Genomic DNA, 22,261 nt, shown 5'->3' with positions numbered 1-22,261 from the left:
TACTGTAATCAGTTTGTTGCCGGAAAGGATGTACCAGTTTGGAAACGATAATGAAAGCCGTTCATTTAATGGAAAATAAAAAAAGCAATGAAGCAATTGCCCTATTGGAAGATTATTTGCCAGTGGCTGATGAGGAAGAACGTTTTACTATTGCGGAACTCTTTATCCAATGGGGGTTTCTCCAGGAAGCGAGCAATATCTTGCAGGAGTTATTACAGCAATACCCAAAGGAAAGTGAAATTAAAGTCATGCTTGCCGATATTTATACCGAGCTTGAAAATGATGAAGCAGCCATTAACCTGCTGAATGATATACAGGAGGATGACGAATCTTACCTGGAAGCATTAATTCAACTGGCAGATTTGTATCAGGCCCAAGGTTTATTTGAAGTAGCGGAACAGAAATTGCTATCCGCAAAGCAATTGAATCCGACAGAGCCTATTATCAATTTCGCATTAGGTGAATTACTGTTTTCAACAGGAGATTATAAAAAAGCAATGACGTATTATGAAAAAGTAATCGGTCTAACAAATGAAATGGCGAATGTGTCGATTCCTGAACGTTTAGCTGAATGTTATGCCGGAATTGGAGAATATGAGGAAGCCCTGGCCATTTATCAGGATGTCGATAATGAGGATTCGGATACATTATTTAAATATGGGCTTACTGCATACCAGGCTGGAAGAAAAGACATTTCGATTAAAGCATGGGAGCAAGTAATTGAGATTGACCCATATTACCACACTGTATATTATCAGCTGGCCAAGGTTTATGAAGAAGAGGGGATGCCCGAAAGTGCTTATAAAACGGCCAAAAAGGGCTTGCAGGCTAACGAATTTAATAAGGAACTGTTCTTTTATGCAGGATCATTGGCCCATCAGTTAAATGATGACAAAGAAAGTGAAAAATGGGTTCAACAAGCAATTGCGCTAGATCCGGACTACAAGGAAGCGGTTCTTTTTCTCATTGAAATGTTCAAAACAAAAAATGATGATGCGAAAATTATTGAACTGCTGGAAGAGATTAAAAAAACTGGTGCTGAAGACCCATTATACGAGTGGGAATTGGCAAGAGCATACAATCAAACAGAATCGTATAAAGATGCATTAAATCATTACCGGGAAGCATATAATAGCCTTAATAAAGACAGTGAATTTTTAAAAGAGTTTGCTTACTTTTTAACGGAAGAAGGGAGGGTAGCAGAAGCACTGCCAATTTTTCAAACATATTTGCATCAGCAACCAGAAGATTATGAGGTTGAAGAATTTTACAATCGCCTAAGCGAAGCAACAGATTCATAAATGGCTATTAAAGGAGGTAGACAATGCAAACTCCTGTTTCCGTAAACGATAAAAAGAGTTTTATTAAGTGGTTTTTAAATCATTATCAATTAAAAAAGCGTGAAAGTGTTTGGATTCTTAATTATTTAATCAATCATGACGACATATTGACAAATGTTCACTTTATAAGGGGTGCCAGGTTTTGTCCGCGGGCAATCATTATGAGCAGCCACTGCTCCAACGAGGTGCCATTCCGGTTTTACAAAAGTCAATTAGTCACAACCGACGCGGAAAAATCATTTCATGATATTCGCTTAAATCAACAGGAACCTTTATTTATTCAGTTGAATTTTCGCAATTCCAACCAAAATGCGCTTTATGTTGCCGTTTTAGAAGATAATCCTTTTGTACCGGAAGACTACTTTATTACGAAAAAGGATCAGGAGCTAGCGAAACAGCTGCTGGATAAAACGGTTTATGATTACCGGCGAAGCATGCTCCAAAAGGAAATTGACCAGGCTCTGGATGAGAAAGATCAGCAAAAATTCGCAGAACTGGTGCAAAAGTTACATAATTTGGAGTCCGCTAATAAGAATCAACCTAAGCTGTTGAAGCAATAGGTTGATTTTTTTTACCTGTTTAGGATAAGATTTAGAAGAACAACATTTTAGGATGTTTAAAAAGTCACCAAATGATAAGCGGCGACTTTTTGAACACGCACTTATATTTTTTATCCTTTTGTAAAAGAATAAAGAGAAAGGCTGATTTTACTATGCAGTGGGTCAAACAGGATTTACAGCAATACATACAGGCAAAGGAATATGTTGATACCGTTATTATTCCACTGATTCCATTTCAGCTGTCACAGGATGCAAGTATTGATATTGGTGCATTTCAAGGAGAAGTATTAACTATTTTTACGAAAGAAATAGAAAAGGAGTTAACCGGGAGAGTGTTATTAGTTCCGAATTATTATTACTTACCATCGGAAATAAAAGATGCTGAAGTAAAACGGCTGAATTTGTGGGTTAAGGAAATTACAGCACAGCCATTCAAGCATGTATTCTTTGTCACCTTTGACGCTAAATGGAAGAAGCATGAACAACTGCTGGATGGAACGCTAATCTGGCTGCCTGGCATCAAAACGGGTGATATCCATTCACAAGAAATGCGTACTTTTGTTAACGATCAGGTGAATCAGATTAGTGAATTAATCAAATCCTATTGGTCATAGAAAATCGTTTGGAGAGCATATTGCGAAACTTTTGTTACAATAGGGAATATATATTGACCGGACAAACAGTTTGCGCTATCATGGTAATGTCCTAGTAATCTGATTAATAAAGTCCCGAGTAAAATGAATAGAGGGGGGAAAATCATGAGTGAAAAGAAGCAACAAGTATCCCGTCGGCAATTTCTTAATTATACGTTAACAGGTGTGGGTGGATTTATGGCAGCTGGTATGCTTGTGCCAATGTTACGGATGGCAGTTGATCCAGTTTTGCAGCCATCAGCAGCAGGTGAGTTAGTAAATGTTAAAATAGCTGTCGATGATCTTACTAATGAACCACAGCGTGTCGACTGGAAAATTGATCAGGTTGATGCATGGTATGAATCTAAAGTCGACAAAGCGGCTTGGGTATATAAAGATGATAATGGTGATGTTGTCGCACTTTCCCCAATATGTAAGCACCTTGGCTGTTTTGTTTCGTGGGAAGGCAGTGAAGAATTTCCGGATCAGTTTTATTGCCCATGCCACGGAGGGCGTTATACGAAGGATGGGGTAAATGTTCCACACACACCACCAAATGCTCCACTTGACGTTTATGAAACGAAAATAAAAGATGGAATGTTGTTCCTTGGCGAAGCAAAACCACAAGGGGAGGCGTAATAGAATATGCTGCAGAAAATGTATGATTGGATTGATGAACGCGTAGATATTACGCCTTTATGGCGCGATATTGCGGATCACGAAGTACCGGAACACGTTAACCCTGCACACCATTTTTCAGCTTTTGTATATTGTTTTGGGGGCTTAACATTTTTCGTTACAGTAATACAAATACTTTCCGGAATGTTTCTAACCATGTATTATGTTCCGGATATTGAAAATGCATGGAAATCTGTTTATTACTTACAAACAGAAGTGGCTCATGGGCAGATAGTAAGAGGTATGCATCACTGGGGCGCAAGTGTTGTAATTGTAATGCTTTTTTTACATACATTGCGCGTGTTCTTCCAAGGCGCGTATAAAAAACCACGTGAACTTAACTGGATGGTTGGGGTATTATTATTCTTCTGTATGCTCGGCCTTGGATTCACGGGATATTTACTCCCATGGGATAATAAAGCATATTTTGCAACACAGGTTGGACTTGATATTGCCGGACAAGTGCCATTTATTGGTGATTGGATAAAAACGCTATTAGCCGGTGATGTAAGTATTGTAGGTGCTCAGACGCTAACGCGATTCTTTGCCATTCACGTATTTTTCTTACCAGGGGCGCTATTTGCCTTAATGGCTGTTCACTTTTTATTAATACGTAAACAAGGAATTTCCGGACCACTATAAAATAAAAGGAGGGGAAAGCTGTGCATAAGGGTAAAGGAATGAAATTTGTTGGCGATTCGCGAATTTCGGCTGACACGAAACCAAATATTCCGAAAGATTATTCAGAATATCCTGGAAGAACAGAAGCTTTTTGGCCCAACTTTTTATTAAAAGAATGGCTGGTTGGTGCTGTATTCCTGGTTGGATTTCTCTGTTTAACAGTTGCACATCCTTCACCACTGGAAGGAATGGCAGATCCGACAAATGCGGGTTATATACCATTACCAGATTGGTATTTCTTATTCTTGTATGAATTGTTAAAATATGATTTCGCGAGCGGACCATATGTTCTATTTGGTATTATTGTCATTCCGGGTCTTGCGTTCGGCGGCTTACTATTGGCACCATTTTTGGATCGTGGACCTGGGAGAAGACCACATCAGCGTCCGATTGCTGTCGGTATGATGCTGCTTGGCGTAGCATCTGTCGTTTGGTTGACATATGAATCATCTTCACATGTTGACTGGGAAGCCCGTGCCGAAGCAAATAAACCGGAACCAACCGTTCAAGTAGATATTGATAAAGATGACCCAGGCTATGCAGTGTTCCAAGACAACTGTACGTCTTGCCATGGGGATGATTTGCAAGGTGGCGCTTCTGCACCTTCCTTAGTGGGGATTGATCATTCTGCTGATGAAATCAAGAAAATTGCGCAAGAAGGTACTGGCGATATGCCTCCAGGTATATTCAAGGGATCCGATGAAGAATTGCAACAATTAGCAGATTTTATCGTTTCAGTTAACGAGCAAGCAAAGTAAATAATCAAGACATTGTCCTAGACACCTTTGCCATATCGAATGGTGAAGGTGTCTTTTTCCATTCTTGTATGGATAGAAAGGATCGCAAATAATGGTAAAATACATATTACAGGACAGAAAGTTTATTCTTTTTTTATTTATTATCAATTTTCTTGGTACAATTTACGGATATATCTGGTATAAGCAGCAGCTAGCCATAACGCCACCAATATTTCTGATTTTCGTTCCGGATAGTCCAACAGCAAGTTTATTTTTTACAATCGTCCTTTTTTTCTTCTTAATCAGGAAAAACGCACCTTATATCGAAGCACTGGCAATCATCACACTATTTAAATACGGAATATGGGCTGTCGTGATGAACCTGTTAACATTATATATCGATGGAAGTTTAAGCTGGCAGGGGTATATGCTGATCGCCTCACATGGTGCTATGGCAATACAGGGTTTGCTTTATGCCCCATTTTATAAAATCAGATTACGGCATATTGCAGTTGCCGCTGTTTGGACCCTGCATAATGATATCATTGATTACGTTTTTGGAATGATGCCAATGTATGGTTCATTAACAATTTACATGAAAGAAATCGGTTACTTTACATTTTGGCTTAGTGTTTTATCGATTATGATTGCGTATTTACTTACGGTTAAAGGGAAGAATAGTACAACAAGATAATGAATTTGTCCGTTATAAATCCGTAATCAGCCACATACATTATTGTTAGAAGATGTATGCGGGGGGATCTCTATGAAGCATCTGAGAGTTGTTTATACAGCGCTTTTTATTGGCTTGATCATAGGGGTTTTGGCTTTTTTACCGAACATCACTGCTGCAATGCAAGCAACCATCAGCACGAATATAACGGATGTAAAGACAACCAATGATATGACATTATTTTATTGGATCATTGCCATTGTCGGCGGTTTAATTGCGATAACCTTATCCTATGTCAGTTTTCGCAAGTATAAGGGGGAAGAAAAAAAGCGGACAAAAAAAGGACCTGACAGTTGACTTTTGGGCTGTTTTTGACTAAAATTGACCTTAAGATAGATTTTTTATAATTAGATGGAGGAATGCAAATGTTCGCTGGATTTGGTGGATATATTATTTATATTGCGTTGTTAATGATCATCCCGTTGTGGGCGCAATCAAGAGTAAAAGGCACATATAAAAAATATGCAAAAAAACCAACATCCTCACAGATGACGGGTGCTCAGGTGGCCCAAAAGATTTTGCATGATAACGGTATTTACGATGTACAAGTACAGGAAACAAGAGGATTTCTTTCCGACCACTATGACCCAAGGAAAAAGGTAGTAAGACTTTCCAGTGGCAATTTTCATGGCCAATCAATGGCTTCGTCAGCAATTGCTGCACATGAAGTGGGGCATGCCATCCAGGACGCAGAAGAATATGCATTTTTACGATTTAGAAGTGCACTGGCACCTATAGCTAGTTTCGGTTCAAATGCATCGTTCTTTTTAATTATTGCCGGGATTATTTTTAGCATGTCAAACTTATTTCTATTCGGAATTATCTTTTTCTCAGCTGCTGTGCTGTTTCAAGTCATTACATTGCCGGTCGAATATAATGCATCAAGCAGGGCGATGGAGCAGTTAGTATCAACAGGGATAATCCGAAATACTGAAGAGCGTGAAACGAAAAAAGTTTTAAGTGCTGCTGCATTAACCTATGTGGCTGCTGCATTAACTGCAGTTGCGGAATTAATCCGGTTTATTCTGATGTATACAGCAAGTCAAGATTAAAAATGGATGACAGGTATCTGTCATCCATTTTTATGTTCAACAAACATATCTTAGTAAATTTAATTATTAATCGGATTTTTATTCTCGTCCAGTGTGAATCCCTCGCCAACAACATCATGCACCGAACTGACTGCTACAAATGCATGCGGATCAACGCTCTCAATGATCCCTTTTAACCGGACAATCTCATTTCGTCCAACAACGCAATAGAGCACGTCCCGTGATTCCCCGGTGAAACTGCCTCTACCTGCCAAAGCGGTAACGCCTCGATCCATATCGGTAATAATTTTTTTCGCAATTTCTTCGCTGTGGCCAGATATGATTGTTGCTCCCCGTGCTGCATAAGCACCTTCCTGGATAAAGTCAATTACCCTTGCACCAATATATACGGCAACAAGTGTATACATCCCTTCGACAAGATCCAAATAGACAAGGACGGACGTTGTAATCACCGTGAAGTCAAACATGAACATTGTCTTCCCCATACTCCATCCAGCATACCGGTGAACAATCCTGGCAATAATATCAACTCCGCCAGTCGTCCCACCATACCGGAAAATAATTCCCAGACCAATCCCGATGAAAACCCCGGCAAACAATGCAGCTAATGTCATATCGGATTGTAATTTAATGGAGAACGGGTGAATTTGAAAAATACTTAGGAATAATGATACTGCAACCGTTCCGATAATCGTGTATAAAAAGGTAGTCCTCCCAAGAAATTTCCATCCGACGAAAAACACTGGTACGTTAAGAACTAAATTCGTTATGGCCGGATCCCAGTTCCATAAAAAATAGAAAAGTAATGTTATCCCAGTAAATCCGCCTTCACTAAGGTTATTCTGCATATTAAAGTGGACAATTCCAAACGAGAAAATAGCGGAACCAATTAGAATAAAAAAGATATTTTTTATTTTTAAACCGAAGACCATCATGAAAACCTCCTATCTTAAAAAACCAATCAATACACTTTTTCTATTATAGAGGATGTTCAACAAGTCACCAAATGATAAGCGGTGCCTTGTGAACGCGAACTTATAGTCAATAACACCATCGAAATGGTGTTTAAAGCCTTAAAATTCCTAAAGGGGAAATAAATAATTTGTCAAACCAGTACGTTTTCCGCTAACATGAAAGAAGATTAATAAATAAGAGGAGAATAACGATGGCTAATGAAGGACCAATATATAGCACGAAAGAAATACAAAAACGTGTCGACTCTTACATATCACAATTTAAAGAAGGCTATTTTTCTCCATTAAGTTTAATGGCTCGTCTGACCGAGGAAGTGGGAGAGATGGCACGGGAAGTAAATCATTATTATGGGGAGAAGCCGAAGAAGCTTAGTGAACAGGAAAATACAGTAGAAGAAGAGCTTGGCGATATTTTGTTTGTCTTATCTTGTTTTGCAAACTCACTTGACATCGACCTTTCAGAAGCTTTCGAAAGGTCGATCAGCAAAATCGAAACACGGGATAAGGATCGGTGGACGAGAAAGGACAGGCAGTGACGTTCTAGAAAATTTACAGGAGGTTGAATACATGACCATAAAAATAATCATAGCAGGACCAAGAGGCAAAATGGGATCAGAAGCAATCCACATGGTGGAAAATGAAGCTTCGTTTAATCTGGTTGCGTGTGTTGATCGGATAAATGGCGGCAGTCAGATGAAGGATGTCGAAGGATTACCCAATTTGGATGTACCAATTTTTGAAGATGCAGTAGCATGCTTCGGTCAGGTACAAGCAGATGTATTCATTGATTTGACTGTTCCTGGTGCTGCATTTGAACATACGAAGCAAGCATTGAATCATAACATCCGGCCGGTCGTCGGTACATCGGGCCTTTCGAATGAGCAAATTGAAGTATTAACCCAAATCGCTCAGGAAGTGAAAACAGGATGTCTCATCGCGCCAAATTTTGCTGTTGGTGCAGTATTAATGATGCAATTTGCCAAAATGGCGGCAAAACATTTCCCTGATGTAGAAATTATCGAAAAGCATCATGATCAGAAACTGGATGCGCCATCCGGTTCGGCAATTAAAACAGCACAGCTGATTGCGGAAACCCGCAGAGCTAAACAGCAAGGACATCCTGAGGAAACGGAAACAATTTCTGGTGCAAGAGGTGCGGAAATGGATGGAATGCGTATCCACAGTGTCCGGTTACCAGGACTTGTCGCACACCAGGAAGTTATGTTTGGCGGTTCTGGACAAACCTTGACAATTAAACATGATTCCTATAACCGCGGTTCATTTATGGCCGGTATCAAATTTGCGGTTAATCAAGTCATGAACCTGGATGAATTAGTATATGGACTGGAAAACATATTAGAGTAGGTGAAAGGGATGAATATCGCATTAATTGCCCATGACAAAAAGAAACAAGATATTATTAGTTTTAGCATTGCATACAAACATGTTTTACAAAAGCACAACTTATATGCAACTGGTACGACTGGCAAATTAATCAATGAAGCAACCGATTTGCGAATTCACCGGTTTCAATCGGGCCCGCTCGGTGGTGATCAACAGATTGGTGCGATGATTGCCAACAACGAAATGGATATGGTGATTTTTTTCCGGGATCCGTTAACTGCACAGCCGCATGAACCAGATGTCAGTGCTTTGATGCGTTTATGTGATGTTCATTTAATCCCATTAGCAACCAATCTGGCAGCAGCTGAAATCACTGTTCGGGCACTGGAACGCGGCGATTTTCAGTGGCGGGAAATCGTTAAAAGAACAAAGGCGTAAGCGCCCGGTTAGCGGCGTATATGCTGGACTGAGCCGTAGGAGATAAAGGAAACACGACGACCAAAGGGAGTCGATGTTGACTTATCGTACGAAGGTGAAGGAAGCATACTAGCCGCTGGGCGCTGGAGCCGGACGTGGCTTATCCGGTTATTAAGTTATCCACAGCCACCAAATTTTATAATTTCCTAGACAAGAACAAAGGCGTAAGCGCCCGGTTAGCGACTAGAGGACTCGCGCCCTGCCAAGCAGGGTGGTTCGGTGTTGCTGCCGGGAGCAGCGGTCTTAACCGAACATTCCTGCCGTAGGAGATAAAGGAAACATGCCACTAAAAAAGGGGTAGACGTGAGTTGGGCGCAAAGCCCGCTTTTAGTCGGCCTCCCTTCCTACCCGAACCGATGTTGACTTATCGTACGGAGGTGAGGGAAGTCCACTACAGCTTTAGCGCTGGAGCCGGACGTGGTCTGCACTGCGGTGAGTAGAATAGGCCTCATTTATATTCAAAATTATACTGAGAAAAAGGATCGGGAATCATGAAGAAAATAGGAATTACGTGTTATCCAACAGTCGGTGGCTCCGGTGTCATTGCAACGGAATTGGGTATCCTTCTTGCAGAGCAAGGGAATGAGATTCATTTTATTACATCAAGTCTGCCTTTTCGGCTTGATCACATCCACCCGAAGCTATTTTATCATGAAGTTGAACTTAATCATTACCCTGTATTTCAATATCCACCGTATGATCTTGCCCTGGCAAGTAAAATGGCAGAGGTTATTGATCAGGAGGAGCTGGATATATTACATGTCCATTACGCCATGCCGCATGCCATTTGCGCGATACTGGCGAAGCAAATTGCCAATCGTGATGTGAAGATTGTCACAACATTGCATGGGACAGATATCACCGTTTTAGGGATTGATCGAACATTCAAAAAAATGATTAAGCATGGAATCGAACAATCGGACGCTGTTACCGCCGTTTCCCATAGTCTGGTTAAGCAAACTGCTGATATGCTTGGTATCAACAAAGACATTTCAGTCATTTATAATTTTGTCAATGAAAAAGAATACCATAAACGCGAACGCACAACAGTTAAACGGCAATATGGGATAAAGCCGGATGAAAAAGTAATCATTCATATCTCCAATTTTCGCAAAGTGAAACGGGTCCAGGATGTCATTCAAACGTTTGCTATCGTAACGAAACATGTAAAGGCAAAATTACTCTTGGTTGGGGATGGTCCTGAATATTCAGAGGCACGTCAATTAGTGGTCAAGTTACATTTGGATGATCACGTTTTATTTTTGGGAAAACAAAAGAATGTTAGCGAATTATTGTCCATATCTGACTTAAAATTGTTATTATCCGAAAAGGAAAGCTTTGGACTCGTGCTGCTTGAGGCGATGTCGTGTGAAGTACCTGGAATTGGGACAAACGTCGGTGGTGTTCCTGAAGTAATCAAACATAATGAAACAGGTTATATTGTTGAACTGGGCGATGTGGAACAAGCAGCATCATATGCGATCCGGTTATTGCAGGATGAGGAAATGCTTGAGAAATTTTCCCTTAATGCACTAAAACGTGCGAGAACCGAGTTTCATTCCGACAAAATTGTTGCAGCATATACGGCGTTATATAATCGTGTTTTATAAAGAACAAAGGCGCAAGCGCCCGTTTAGCGGCGTATGTGCTGCGCCCTGCCAAGCAGGGTGGTTCGGTGTTGCCGCGCAAAGCGGCGGTTTTAACCGAACATTCCTACCGTAGGAGATAAAGGAAACATGCCACTAAAAAAGGGGTAGGCCGACGTTGGACGCAAAGTCCGTTTTTAGTCGGCCTTCCTTCTTACCCGAACCGATGTTGACTTATCGTACGGAGGCGGGTGTTGCACACTAGCCGCTGGGCGCTGGAGCCGGACGTGGCTTATCCGGTTATTAAGTTATCCACAGCCGCAAAATTTTATAATTTCCTAGACGATGAAAAATGGTGATGTTATGGAAAAGAATCCGTTTGAGCTAGCAAAACCAATATTGAAGAAATTGGTGGATCATGGTTACCAGGCGTTTTTTGTTGGCGGCTGTGTACGTGATATGCTGCTTGACCGTCCGATTGGTGATGTTGATATTGCTACGTCTGCACAGCCGCATGAAGTGCAGGAGCTTTTTGAAAAAGTCATTCCTGTTGGGATCAAACACGGAACCGTTATTGTCCGCCATCAACATGAATCTTATGAGGTAACGACATTCCGTTTGGACGGGGAATACAGTGATAGCCGGCATCCAGATGATGTCGAATTTATTCAAACGATTGATCAGGACTTAAAGCGCCGTGATTTTACGATTAATGCGCTTGCAATGGATCTGCATGGACACGTCATTGATCGATTTGCCGGTAAAAAGGATTTGGAACGAAGACTCATTCGTACGGTTGGAAATGGCAATGAACGTTTTAGCGAGGATCCACTGCGGATTATTCGAGCGTTACGGTTTGCCAGTCAATTGGGCTTCACGATTGAACAAGAAACATTGTCCAACATGATCAGGCAAAGGCCACAAATCAATGGATTGGCAGTGGAGCGGATAACAACAGAGGTTACGAAACTGTTCAGCGGCGCGTTCGTCAACAAGGGATTGGATTATCTGAAAAGCACGGAAATATATAAACAACTCCCGGTTATGATAGAATATCCATATATGATAAAAAACTTGCCAAATCCCATTAAACCATTGCAATCGTTTGGTGAGGTTATCGCACTGTTTCATTTTACCGAACCAGACGTAAAGGTTGACAGGTGGGCGAAAAGCTGGAAGTGCTCCAACAAAATAAAGCAGGAAGCAGAGCAGTTAGCAAATGCCCTCTTTCATTATCAACAATTTGGGTTGGATCGGTGGTTAGTCTATCGTCTTAATACGTCAATTTTTCCAGGATTTATTCGCTTAGGGGAAAATCTGTTTGCTAGGTTTTTGGTAACGCTTGACGATCTTCAGCAAATGACGGAGGATTTGGCAATTCACTCCATAAGGGAATTGGACATTGATGGAAATGATTTAATTCAGCTTTTTCCGGAATTGAAAAAAGGTCCATGGATAAAAAATTATTTGTCCAGGCTGGAAAAAGCAGTGGTGAATGGAAAGTTAAAAAATAATAAAACTGAATTAAAGGAGTGGATAAAATGGAATCCACCCGAAACAAATTAATTAAATTATTGGCAGACAGCGGGGAATGTTATATTTCGGGGCAATTATTGTCAGAAAAACTGTCGATATCAAGAGCGGCAATTTGGAAGCATATGAAGGAATTAGAAAAAGACGGTTATCAAATTGAGGGGAAGTCCAAGAAAGGGTACAGGATATTGAAATTCCCGAACAAGCTTAGTGAAAACACCATTCAATGGGGCTTAAACACCGAATGGCTAGGCAAAACCATTGTACATAAACAAGTAACTACATCAACACAGCATATCGCCCATCAATTGGCCAGAGACAATGCAGATCACGGGACAATCGTTGTTGCCGATGAGCAGACAGCTGGAAAAGGCAGAATGGATCATACGTGGAACTCACCCAAAAATAAGGGGATTTGGATGAGTCTGATACTAAGACCGGCAACCTTACCGTATCTTGCGCCACAGTTCACGCTTTTAACAGCTACGGTATTGGCTGACGTTTTGACAGAAGAGACTCATACTGCGCCAAAAATTAAATGGCCAAACGATATTTTATTAAACGGCAAAAAAATAGCTGGGATTCTTACTGAGATGCAAGCGGAACAGGACACAATTCAATATGTCGTAATTGGTATTGGTATCAATGTTAATCAGTCTGAACAAGAACTACCGGCAGATATACGCCATAAAGCAACATCGCTAGCTATTGAAACAGGCAGAACATGGGATACACAGAAGCTTATTCAACGAATTCTTTTGACATTTGAACAGGCATATGATCATTATCTAAAAAATGGCTTTCTTGAAGTTAAACATAAATGGGAAAGCTACGGGTTTAAAATTGGTGAAACAATCCGGATTAAAACGATGAGGGAAACCTGGCGGGCAAGATTTATGGGAATTGCCGAGGATGGTGCATTACTGACAAAAGCAAGTGACGGAGAAATGAAAAAAATCTATTCGGCTGAAATTGATTGGTTTAAACAAGGGGGAGAGAACAATGCTGACACGAATTGATTTACAAAAGATGAAACAAGCGAACGAAAAAATGTCAATGATAACAGCCTACGATTATCCTGGAGCAAAACTAGCACAAGAAGCAGGTATTGACATGATACTAGTCGGGGATTCGCTCGGAATGGTGATGCTTGGCTATGATTCAACGGTCCAAGTAACAGTAGCGGACATGATTCATCACGCCAAAGCCGTAAAACGCGGTGCTGATAAAACATTTGTTGTTGTTGATATGCCATTCATGTCCTATCATATTTCACTAGAGGATTCATTACGAAATGCACAGAATATTTTCCAGGAAACAAATGCCCAGGCAATTAAAATTGAAGGTGCCTCCCCGGAAATTTTACTGCTGACAAAACGGCTTACGGATGCAGGGATTCCGGTTGTTGCCCACATTGGATTGACACCACAATCGGTAAATGTTTTAGGGGGATTTAAAGTTCAAGGTAAAGATCAAGAAACAGGGGTTAAATTATTAGAGGACGCCAGAAATTTAGAGGAGCATGGGGCGATTGCGGTTGTGCTTGAATGTGTTCCAATGGAGCTTGCGGAAATCGTTACCGGAAAGCTTGGCATCCCAACGATTGGAATTGGTGCAGGTCCACATTGTGATGGTCAGGTATTGGTTTATCATGATATAATTCAATATGGTGTTGACCGGTTGCCTAAATTCGTCAAATCGTACGCCGATAGTAATAAAACTATAAAACAGGCTATTCGAGCATATCGTGAGGATGTGAAACAACAGCAGTTTCCTACTGAACAGTATAGCTTCAAAATAAAAAATAAAGAATTTTTACCTAAGGGATAAAGCAGGTGGAATAGAAATGGAAGTCATTCGTTCGGCAGCGGAAATGCAGAAAAAATCATTTGCATTTATCCGCGAAAGTAAAACAATTGGCTTCGTGCCGACTATGGGGTTTTTTCATGAGGGGCACGTTGCGTTAATGGAACAAGCAAGACGGGAAAACGATCTCGTTATTACGAGTATATTTGTTAATCCATTACAATTTGGCCCAAACGAGGATTATGAGCGGTATCCAAGGAATGAAGCCAATGATTTAGCGCTTGCCGCTGATGCTGGTGTGGATCTCGTTTTTATTCCCAGTGCAGCGGAAATGTATCCGGCAAAAATGCTTATTTCCCTGACGATTGAAGAACGGGCGAATGTATTGTGCGGACGAACACGCCCGGGGCATTTCGAAGGTGTTCTTACTGTATTAGCGAAATTATTTCATCTAATTCAGCCGACAAAAGCATATTTCGGCATGAAGGACGCCCAGCAATTTTCGGTTGTCTCAGCACTTGTCGATAATTTGAATTTTCCGGTTCAATTAATTGCTGTACCAACGGTCAGGGAAAGTGATGGACTGGCGAAAAGCAGCCGGAATGTTAACCTTGATGAGAAAGAACGCAAGGAAGCAGTATCCCTGTATAAGGCATTGCAACATGGCAGACAATTAGTTGTTGACGGTGAAAAAAATCCTGCTATCATTGTAAAAGAGGTTAAAGAGCAAATTGCTTCCCAATTGAATGGGAAAATGGACTATGTCGAATTATGGAGTTATCCGGCATTAGAGCCTGTTTCTGTAATTGATCGGCAAGTTATTTTAGCTATAGCTGTTCAATTTGAGAAGGCTCGTTTAATCGATAACCTAGTATTTGATGAAAGAGGCTGTATAGGTAGTCAAATTAGGTAGGGGGAAGAATTATGTTTCGTACTATGATGAAAGCAAAAATTCATCGTGCTCGGGTTACTGAAGCAAATCTTAATTATGTTGGAAGCATTACAATTGATCAGCAGATTCTAGATAACGTTGGTATTTTACCACACGAAAAGGTCCAAATTGTAAATAATAACAACGGTGCTCGAATGGAAACCTATGTTATACCAGGTGAGCACGGTACTGGGGTTATTTGTTTAAACGGCGCGGCTGCCCGTCTCGTTCAACCGGGTGATACAGTAATAATTGTTTCGTATGCAATTTTGTCGGATGAAGAGTTACCTTCATTTAAACCGAAAGTTGCAATTATGAATGAAAATAATGAAATTATCAGACTGATTGACCAAGAACCCCCGTTATCCGAAAATTAGGAAACCGTGATCCTTGCTGACTCTTATCAGAATACGTTGATAAGAGTTTTACTTTAGAGGATGTCTAAAGTTATCAGCTAATATGTTAAGTAGTAACTCTATAGTTGCTTAGTACTCATTTGTCAAATTTAATTTTTTAAGAGGATGTTCAAAAAGTCACCAAATGATAAGCTGCGAATCGTGTCGCCCGCTTGCTTTTCCGCTCCTCATGTACCTTTTTGTGTACATTCCGGTGCTCAAAGTTACGCCGCCTCGACCTTCTTGCTTCTCATTCGGCGACTTTTTGAACACGCACTTTAACAAACATTTTATAGGCAGTACAGGGATAGAAGGTGTGGCAGTATGGATAAATTTGTCGTTATCGACCTGGAAACGACAGGACATTCACCGGCAAATAACGATAAAATCATTGAAGTCGGGATTGTAACAATTGAACGTAATGAAATAAGCAATGAATTTTCGACGTTATTAAATCCTGAGAAGGAAATTTCGCCTTTTATTACGAATCTAACAGGTATAGCTGATCAGGATGTTGCTGATGCCCCAACCTTCAGGGAAAAAGCGGACGAAATTACTGCGCTGTTTCATGATAGTTATTTGATTGCTCACAATGTTCCGTTTGATTTGGGATTTTTAAATCAAGAACTCGCGAAGCAAAACAAGAGGAAACTAACAAATCCAGTACTTGATACAGTCGAACTTTCGCGAATTCTTTATCCGCAGGCACCAAGTTTTAAGCTGGCGCAAATTGCTGATTACGTAAACATCCATCATGACGACCCGCACCGTGCATTATCAGATGCATACGTAACGGCAAAATTATTTTTGAAATTAAAACAAAAGCTTGAATCATTACCATATGAAACGATCGAACAGCTATTAAAACTGGAAAAAATGCTTAAGTCAGATTTATATCAGTTATTAGATGACCGACTGAAGGAACTGGCATTCACAATAGAAAATAACGATGATATTGCCTCGTATCGCGGGTTAGCATTTAAAGAAATACGGGAATATAAACGAAATAAACCCAAAGTTGATTTTTCCTATGGGGATTATTTGGACCATATTTATGAAACAAACGGTTCCATGCAGCAGCAAATGAGTCATTATGAAAAAAGAACTGGACAGAGGGAAATGTCAGAACATATATATGACGCATTCCAATCGGGACAGCATGCATTAATTGAAGCCGAAACGGGAACCGGAAAGTCATTAGCGTACTTGATTCCCGCAATTTATCAAGCTGTTAAAGAAAAGCAGCGGATCGTGATTAGCACCTACACAACTCCATTGCAATCACAGTTACTTGATGAAGAAATCCCATTCGTTCATCATCTGATCCCATTTCCCTTCAAAGCTGCATTATTAAAAGGGAAACAACATTACATAAGTCTGGAAAAGTTTGAACACGAGCTTTCATCCGGACAAACCGAAAACTATGATTTTACACTGACAAAGGCCATGATCCTCGTTTGGCTAACCGAAACAGAAACCGGAGATATTGATGAAATTCAGCTGCCATCAAGTGGCTACTTATTTTTTAAACGAGTCTCTGTTGATACAGAAGGGTATCCCGATCCAGCTTCACCATGGTTCCAGAAATCGTTTTATCAGCATGCCAAACGACAAGCCCAAAAGGCAGACATTGTGATTACGAATCATGCATTACTGTGCACGGATATATTCAACGACTATCAGTTTCTTCCATCGTATGAAAAGGCGATTATCGATGAGGCACATCACCTGGAAGAGACCGCCTCAAAACATTATGGGTTAAGGCTGGATTATGCAAGCATTCATTACAGTTTGAACCATATTGGTACAATCGACGAAACGAACTGGTTGGGTAAATTGATTTCATCTTACTCATTTAATCCAAATGAAACACTCATAGATAACTGGAATGACATTTTTGAGCGGGTAAAGTATGAAGTCGATGATTTGTTCCGTTATCTTTTTCAGTATGTTACAGACCAACAAAAAAATGAAAAATCATTTAGTGATATCGGTAGAACGCAGTATCGGATTAAAAGCGGACAGGAACATCCAAAAAAGTGGAATACGATTAAAGAAATGGCAACAAGACTGATATTTTATTTTCGCGATTTAATCCATATGTTGGCTCAGTTGGAACAATATTTAGTAAAACAGGAACAGCTTGAAAAAAATGACAAAGATGAAATCGAGGTTACGATTGAAAAACTGCAGCGATTCATTGACCATCTTGAGCAATTATTCTTATTGGAGGATGAGGAAAATCATGTAAAATGGATTGAAATCGAAGCAAGTGGGGCAAAAAATGCTGTTTATTTATACAGTGAACCAATCAATATGGCAAACCTATTAGCAAGTGACTTTTTTGAAGAAAAGCAAAGTGTTATCTTAACAAGTGCCACTTTAACAATGAAACGCTCCTTTTCATTTATTCAAAACAGATTAGGACTATCTGCTGACCGGTTGATAACGAAAAAAATAAATTCACCTTTTACCTATCAAAACCAGGTTCAGCTAATGGTTCCAAATGATTTTCCGGACGTTAAATATGGGAATATAACTGATTTTATTTACGCCACATGTGAGGCAATTTTATCATTGGCGGAAATTACCAAGGGAAGGATGCTTGTCCTTTTTACTTCCTATGACATGTTGCATAAATCGTATGGGGTGCTGAAGGAAACCATGGATTTATCAAGGTATATGCTAATCGCCCAGGGAATATCAAGCGGAAGCCGGTCTAGATTAAAGAAAAACTTTATTCATTATGAACAATCAATTCTTTTAGGAACAAGTTCATTTTGGGAGGGTGTCGATATTCCAGGAGAAGATTTATCCTGTCTGGTTATTGTTCGTTTGCCATTTGAACCACCAGATCATCCGATATATGAGGCGAAAGCAAATTTTTTAAAACATGAAGGTAAAAATGCGTTTATGGAGCTTTCCTTACCAAATGCGGTTATTCGGTTTAAACAAGGGTTTGGTCGTCTGATTCGCTCAGCAAGTGACAGAGGAGTTGTGTTTGTTTGCGACGCCCGTATAATAAAGGCACGCTACGGCAAATATTTTACTGAATCAATTCCGGATGTACCAATAACATTCGACTCGACACAAAAATTAATCGAAAAGGCTGAACAGTGGTTTTAAAAAGATGCTGATGCACCGAATGATACATCAGCAAAAATTTGGTATGGGCCGGGAAATTTTTTGTTGAAATAAATACAAAACAAACGAAAGGCTTGTTATACTATATAAGGTAATCCTTAATATTTATCTTCAACTGTACCATTAGTTTTAACGAAGCGCAGTGTACTATGTGTAGCAAAAAATGATAAAACAAGAAGCTTTTTTGGAGGGGAAAATAGTGAATAATATCGAGACGTTATCAATTGTAAAAGTCGAGTATTTCAAAGACTTGTACAAAATTGTCGATTTGTTAAATCGAACACTAAAAAAGGAATATCCAATGTACGGAATGGCATGGGATGAATCAGATGAGAATCAGGCAGTATTCACCATCTATTGTGCCTAGTTGGCTAAAGTGGGTTTTGGCAGGTTTATGTCTTGTCCTCCTTGCTTGTTTTATCTATATGGCGTTTTTATATCATGCTATTCAGGAAAGTAAAACGAACGGTTTCAATGAAGCAAAAGAAACAGTACTGAAAAATACCGAACTGACCGAAGTTAAAGAAATATCGAGATTTCAAGGTGAAGAAGCTTATTTTATTTTAATTGGCAATACAAAGGAGCAAAAGAAAAAAATAGCTTTCATGCCGGTTAAAAATGATACAGAAAAAATAACGATTGTGGACGCAAAGAAAATAATAAGTAAACAGTCAATTATTGATGAATGGAAAAACCAATGTCATAAATGCGAATTAATTAAAGTTACAACGGCAATGGTCGATCAAAACCCGTTATGGGAAGTTACTTACAGAAATAGTTCAGGTTACCAAATTATTGATTATTTATCCATTTATGATGGGAAACGATATCAACAGTTCCGTTTAAAAAGTATGTTTAATTAGGAAGGTGAGTGGCTTTGGATTTAGCGAACAGAGTAAAAACATTAACACCATCATCAACACTTGCGATTACAGCAAAAGCAAAAGAATTGAAGGAACAAGGCTATGATGTAATTGGTTTGGGGGCGGGGGAACCAGATTTTAATACTCCTTCCTATATTATCGATGCTGCCGAAAAGGCGATGCGTGATGGTTTGACCAAATATACCCCATCTGGAGGAATACCGGCGCTTAAAGAAGCGATTGCAGGGAAATTTAAAAATGATAATCAGCTATCTTATAAAAGCGAAGAAATTATCGTGACAACCGGAGCCAAACATGCGTTGTATACGTTATTTCAAGTGCTTTTAAACCCAGGGGATGAAGTGATTGTTCCTGCGCCATATTGGGTAAGTTACCCGGAACAAATTAAATTGGCTGGCGGAAACCCTGTTGTTGCGAAAACAATGGAGGACAATCAGTTTAAATTGACCGCGGAGCAATTGGAATCGGCAATAACGGTAAAAACAAAGGCAGTAATCATTAATTCGCCAAGCAATCCAACAGGTATGATGTACAATGAAGCAGAACTGGCTGCGCTCGGTGAAGTTTGTTTAAAACACAATATCACCATCGTTTCAGATGAAATTTATGAAAAACTGATTTATACGAACGACGAACATATTTCGATCGCACAACTTTCGGATACATTAAAAGCGCAAACCATTGTCATTAATGGTGTGTCAAAATCACATGCGATGACAGGCTGGCGAATTGGCTATGCTGCGGGAAATGAAAAAATTATTAAAGCGATGACAAACCTGGCATCCCATTCTACATCAAACCCGACGTCAATTGCACAATTCGCAGCACTGGCTGCCTATAAAGCAAATAATGATGCAACGAATGAAATGAAACAAGCTTTTAAAAAGCGACTTGATACATTATACAATTTGTTAATTGCTATACCTGGAATCACCTGTATAAAGCCAAAAGGAGCTTTTTATTTGTTCCCCAATGTACAACAGGCTGTTAAAATGAATGGATTTACGAATGTCGATGAGTGGGTAACGGCAATACTGGAAGAAGAAAAGGTTGCCCTTGTTCCCGGATCTGGCTTTGGAGCAGCTGAAAATGTACGCTTATCTTATGCAACATCAATTGGATTATTAACAGAAGCTGCAAAGCGGATCGACCGTTTTGTCCGCAGTAGAAAAAATATATGATTACAGGCTTTATTTTGTTTACAAGCACAAAAGCGCGGCATCCGGTTAGTGGAGCTTTTGGGCAACTACCAATCAAAGGTCATGGAGGGAATTTTTTTGAAAACAACGATAGCACAAGTACCAAAGTATGAAGGACAAACGGTAACAATTGGCGCATGGCTTGCAAATAAACGTTCCAGCGGGAAAATTGCCTTTTTACAGCTTCGTGATGGAACAGGGTTCATGCAAGGGGTCGTTGTGAAGAACGATGTTAGTGAAGATGATTTCGGGCTTGCCAAAAACATGACACAGGAAACATCGATGTACATAACCGGGACGATTGTGGAAGATAAGCGATCACCATTTGGGTATGAAATGCAGGTGAAGCAAATCGAGGTCATTCATGAAGCGGTTGACTATCCGATCACACCGAAAGAACACGGAACCGAATTTTTAATGGATCACCGGCACCTGTGGCTTCGTTCCAAACGACAGCATGCAGTTATGAAAATCCGCAATGAAATAATTCGGGCAACTTATCAATTTTTTAACCAAAATGGCTATGTAAAAATTGATCCGCCGATTTTAACCGGTTCATCTGCCGAAGGAACAACCGAATTGTTCCATACAAAATACTTCGATGAGGAAGCATATTTATCGCAAAGTGGCCAGTTATATCTAGAAGCAGCTGCAATGGCTTTTGGCAAAGTATTTTCATTCGGACCAACGTTTCGTGCGGAGAAATCGAAAACAAGACGGCATTTGATTGAATTTTGGATGATTGAACCGGAAATGGCATTTGTTGATCATGATGAAAGTCTGGAAATTCAGGAACAATATGTAAGCTTTGTTGTCCAAGCGGTTCTTGCCAATTGCCAGCTCGAACTAGCCGTGTTGGAACGTGATACAACAAAATTGAAAGCAATTAAGGCACCATTCCCAAGGATTTCCTACGATGATGCTATCGAACTTTTAAAGAAGAAGGGATTTACCGATATTGAATGGGGGGAGGACTTCGGTGCACCACATGAAACAGCAATTGCCGAAAGTTTTACTAAACCTGTGTTCATCACAAACTATCCGAAAGACATTAAAGCATTTTACATGAAGCCGGATCCGAATCGGGAGGATGTCGTCTTATGTGCGGACTTGATTGCTCCAGAAGGATATGGTGAGATCATCGGTGGTTCACAACGAATTGATGATTTAGCGCTTATGGAACAGCGATACAAGGAACACAATCTTACAGGAGAAGCGTACCAGTGGTATTTAGAGCTTCGTAAATATGGAAGTGTCCCACATTCCGGATTTGGCCTTGGACTGGAGCGGACAGTTGCGTGGTTATCCGGAGTAGAGCATGTACGCGAAACGATTCCATTTCCACGTTTGCTTAACAGGTTATACCCTTAATTAGGTACCAATAATTTTATTATGTAAACTCTTGTAAAGTAGATATTTAATGCCAACCATATTAATTATTTATCTGGAAAGGCTATGTCCAGCATATACTCGGAGCAGCATGATGCAGATCATGCCAACATTGGCAATTGTCGTCCCGGTATTAGTTAGTCTTCCTTAATCGGGCATCTCCGCTTTTCTTTTAAAATCCCTTGT

Annotated in this window: 24 protein-coding genes; 23 read left to right on the top strand and 1 reads right to left on the bottom strand. The window is 40.0% G+C overall.

The features are described from left to right. Window positions 1-38 precede the first annotated feature (38 nt). From IEX12_RS04290 to IEX12_RS04250, 9 genes are all read left to right on the top strand, one after another. Window positions 39-1,301: a tetratricopeptide repeat protein gene (locus IEX12_RS04290; RefSeq protein WP_102415162.1), complete on the top strand. Its 1,263-nt coding sequence runs from the start codon at window positions 39-41 to the stop codon at window positions 1,299-1,301. 23 nt (window positions 1,302-1,324) lie between these two features. Next, entirely contained in the window at window positions 1,325-1,900 is a 576-nt protein-coding gene (locus IEX12_RS04285; protein WP_188724729.1) for a ReoY family proteolytic degradation factor, read from the top strand. Between the two features lie 152 nt (window positions 1,901-2,052). Further along, a complete protein-coding gene (locus IEX12_RS04280) occupies window positions 2,053-2,514 on the top strand; it encodes a YpiF family protein (RefSeq protein WP_088050451.1) in 462 nt (153 codons plus the stop codon). Window positions 2,515-2,658: 144 nt separating this feature from the next. Then, complete coding sequence (locus tag IEX12_RS04275; RefSeq protein ID WP_088050450.1) at window positions 2,659-3,171, top strand: QcrA and Rieske domain-containing protein; 513 nt, start codon at window positions 2,659-2,661, stop codon at window positions 3,169-3,171. A 6-nt stretch (window positions 3,172-3,177) separates the two neighbouring features. After that, entirely contained in the window at window positions 3,178-3,852 is a 675-nt protein-coding gene (qcrB, locus tag IEX12_RS04270) for a menaquinol-cytochrome c reductase cytochrome b subunit (RefSeq protein ID WP_088050449.1), read from the top strand. Between the two features lie 20 nt (window positions 3,853-3,872). Further along, window positions 3,873-4,649: a menaquinol-cytochrome c reductase cytochrome b/c subunit gene (locus IEX12_RS04265; RefSeq protein WP_088050448.1), complete on the top strand. Its 777-nt coding sequence runs from the start codon at window positions 3,873-3,875 to the stop codon at window positions 4,647-4,649. 91 nt (window positions 4,650-4,740) lie between these two features. Next, window positions 4,741-5,322, top strand: coding sequence for a lipoprotein heptaprenylglyceryl N-acetyltransferase LhaT (gene lhaT / locus IEX12_RS04260; RefSeq protein ID WP_088050447.1), 582 nt, complete (start codon window positions 4,741-4,743; stop codon window positions 5,320-5,322). A gap of 72 nt (window positions 5,323-5,394) precedes the next feature. Continuing rightward, on the top strand, window positions 5,395-5,658 hold the full coding sequence (locus IEX12_RS04255; protein WP_088050446.1) for a sporulation protein YpjB: 264 nt from the start codon (window positions 5,395-5,397) through the stop codon (window positions 5,656-5,658). 68 nt (window positions 5,659-5,726) lie between these two features. Beyond that, on the top strand, window positions 5,727-6,413 hold the full coding sequence (locus IEX12_RS04250; RefSeq protein WP_088050445.1) for a zinc metallopeptidase: 687 nt from the start codon (window positions 5,727-5,729) through the stop codon (window positions 6,411-6,413). Between the two features lie 59 nt (window positions 6,414-6,472). On the opposite strand, the gene IEX12_RS04245 is transcribed toward IEX12_RS04250, so the two are convergent. Next, entirely contained in the window at window positions 6,473-7,345 is an 873-nt protein-coding gene (locus tag IEX12_RS04245) for a YitT family protein (RefSeq protein ID WP_088050444.1), read from the bottom strand. Between the two features lie 233 nt (window positions 7,346-7,578). On the opposite strand from IEX12_RS04245, the gene IEX12_RS04240 reads away from it, so the two are divergent. The 14 genes from IEX12_RS04240 to asnS all read left to right on the top strand — a co-directional run bounded on the left by IEX12_RS04240 (window position 7,579) and on the right by asnS (window position 22,057). Further along, window positions 7,579-7,923: a nucleotide pyrophosphohydrolase gene (locus IEX12_RS04240; RefSeq protein WP_088050443.1), complete on the top strand. Its 345-nt coding sequence runs from the start codon at window positions 7,579-7,581 to the stop codon at window positions 7,921-7,923. A 31-nt stretch (window positions 7,924-7,954) separates the two neighbouring features. After that, complete coding sequence (dapB, locus tag IEX12_RS04235; RefSeq protein WP_088050442.1) at window positions 7,955-8,752, top strand: 4-hydroxy-tetrahydrodipicolinate reductase; 798 nt, start codon at window positions 7,955-7,957, stop codon at window positions 8,750-8,752. A 9-nt stretch (window positions 8,753-8,761) separates the two neighbouring features. Beyond that, window positions 8,762-9,169, top strand: a complete 408-nt coding sequence (gene mgsA / locus IEX12_RS04230; protein ID WP_088050441.1) for a methylglyoxal synthase — start codon at window positions 8,762-8,764, stop codon at window positions 9,167-9,169. Window positions 9,170-9,699: 530 nt separating this feature from the next. Next, window positions 9,700-10,818, top strand: a complete 1,119-nt coding sequence (bshA, locus tag IEX12_RS04225) for an N-acetyl-alpha-D-glucosaminyl L-malate synthase BshA (protein WP_088050440.1) — start codon at window positions 9,700-9,702, stop codon at window positions 10,816-10,818. A gap of 339 nt (window positions 10,819-11,157) precedes the next feature. Continuing rightward, window positions 11,158-12,360, top strand: coding sequence for a CCA tRNA nucleotidyltransferase (locus IEX12_RS04220; protein ID WP_088050439.1), 1,203 nt, complete (start codon window positions 11,158-11,160; stop codon window positions 12,358-12,360). Further along, window positions 12,336-13,346 carry a biotin--[acetyl-CoA-carboxylase] ligase gene (locus IEX12_RS04215; protein WP_088050438.1) on the top strand — a complete coding sequence of 337 codons (1,011 nt, stop codon included), beginning with the start codon at window positions 12,336-12,338 and terminating at the stop codon, window positions 13,344-13,346. The genes IEX12_RS04220 and IEX12_RS04215 overlap by 25 nt, the downstream gene beginning before the upstream one ends. Continuing rightward, on the top strand, window positions 13,330-14,157 hold the full coding sequence (panB, locus tag IEX12_RS04210; RefSeq protein WP_088050437.1) for a 3-methyl-2-oxobutanoate hydroxymethyltransferase: 828 nt from the start codon (window positions 13,330-13,332) through the stop codon (window positions 14,155-14,157). The genes IEX12_RS04215 and panB overlap by 17 nt, the downstream gene beginning before the upstream one ends. Before the next feature lie 16 nt (window positions 14,158-14,173). Next, a complete protein-coding gene (gene panC / locus IEX12_RS04205) occupies window positions 14,174-15,046 on the top strand; it encodes a pantoate--beta-alanine ligase (RefSeq protein ID WP_088050436.1) in 873 nt (290 codons plus the stop codon). A gap of 11 nt (window positions 15,047-15,057) precedes the next feature. Beyond that, window positions 15,058-15,441: an aspartate 1-decarboxylase gene (gene panD / locus IEX12_RS04200; RefSeq protein ID WP_088050435.1), complete on the top strand. Its 384-nt coding sequence runs from the start codon at window positions 15,058-15,060 to the stop codon at window positions 15,439-15,441. 342 nt (window positions 15,442-15,783) lie between these two features. Beyond that, on the top strand, window positions 15,784-18,585 hold the full coding sequence (gene dinG / locus IEX12_RS04195) for an ATP-dependent DNA helicase DinG (protein ID WP_088050434.1): 2,802 nt from the start codon (window positions 15,784-15,786) through the stop codon (window positions 18,583-18,585). A gap of 181 nt (window positions 18,586-18,766) precedes the next feature. Next, window positions 18,767-18,970, top strand: a complete 204-nt coding sequence (locus IEX12_RS04190; protein ID WP_250889563.1) for a DUF4264 family protein — start codon at window positions 18,767-18,769, stop codon at window positions 18,968-18,970. Continuing rightward, a complete protein-coding gene (locus tag IEX12_RS04185; RefSeq protein ID WP_140392718.1) occupies window positions 18,933-19,466 on the top strand; it encodes a cell wall elongation regulator TseB-like domain-containing protein in 534 nt (177 codons plus the stop codon). The genes IEX12_RS04190 and IEX12_RS04185 overlap by 38 nt, the downstream gene beginning before the upstream one ends. Before the next feature lie 14 nt (window positions 19,467-19,480). Further along, complete coding sequence (locus tag IEX12_RS04180) at window positions 19,481-20,668, top strand: pyridoxal phosphate-dependent aminotransferase (protein ID WP_088050432.1); 1,188 nt, start codon at window positions 19,481-19,483, stop codon at window positions 20,666-20,668. A gap of 96 nt (window positions 20,669-20,764) precedes the next feature. Then, window positions 20,765-22,057, top strand: coding sequence for an asparagine--tRNA ligase (gene asnS / locus IEX12_RS04175; RefSeq protein WP_088050431.1), 1,293 nt, complete (start codon window positions 20,765-20,767; stop codon window positions 22,055-22,057). Window positions 22,058-22,261: the final 204 nt, after the last annotated feature.

This window comes from Lentibacillus populi (assembly GCA_014642895.1).
Lineage (GTDB): Bacteria > Bacillota > Bacilli > Bacillales > Amphibacillaceae > Lentibacillus_C > Lentibacillus_C populi.
This window is presented reverse-complemented; position numbering and strand designations above follow the sequence as displayed.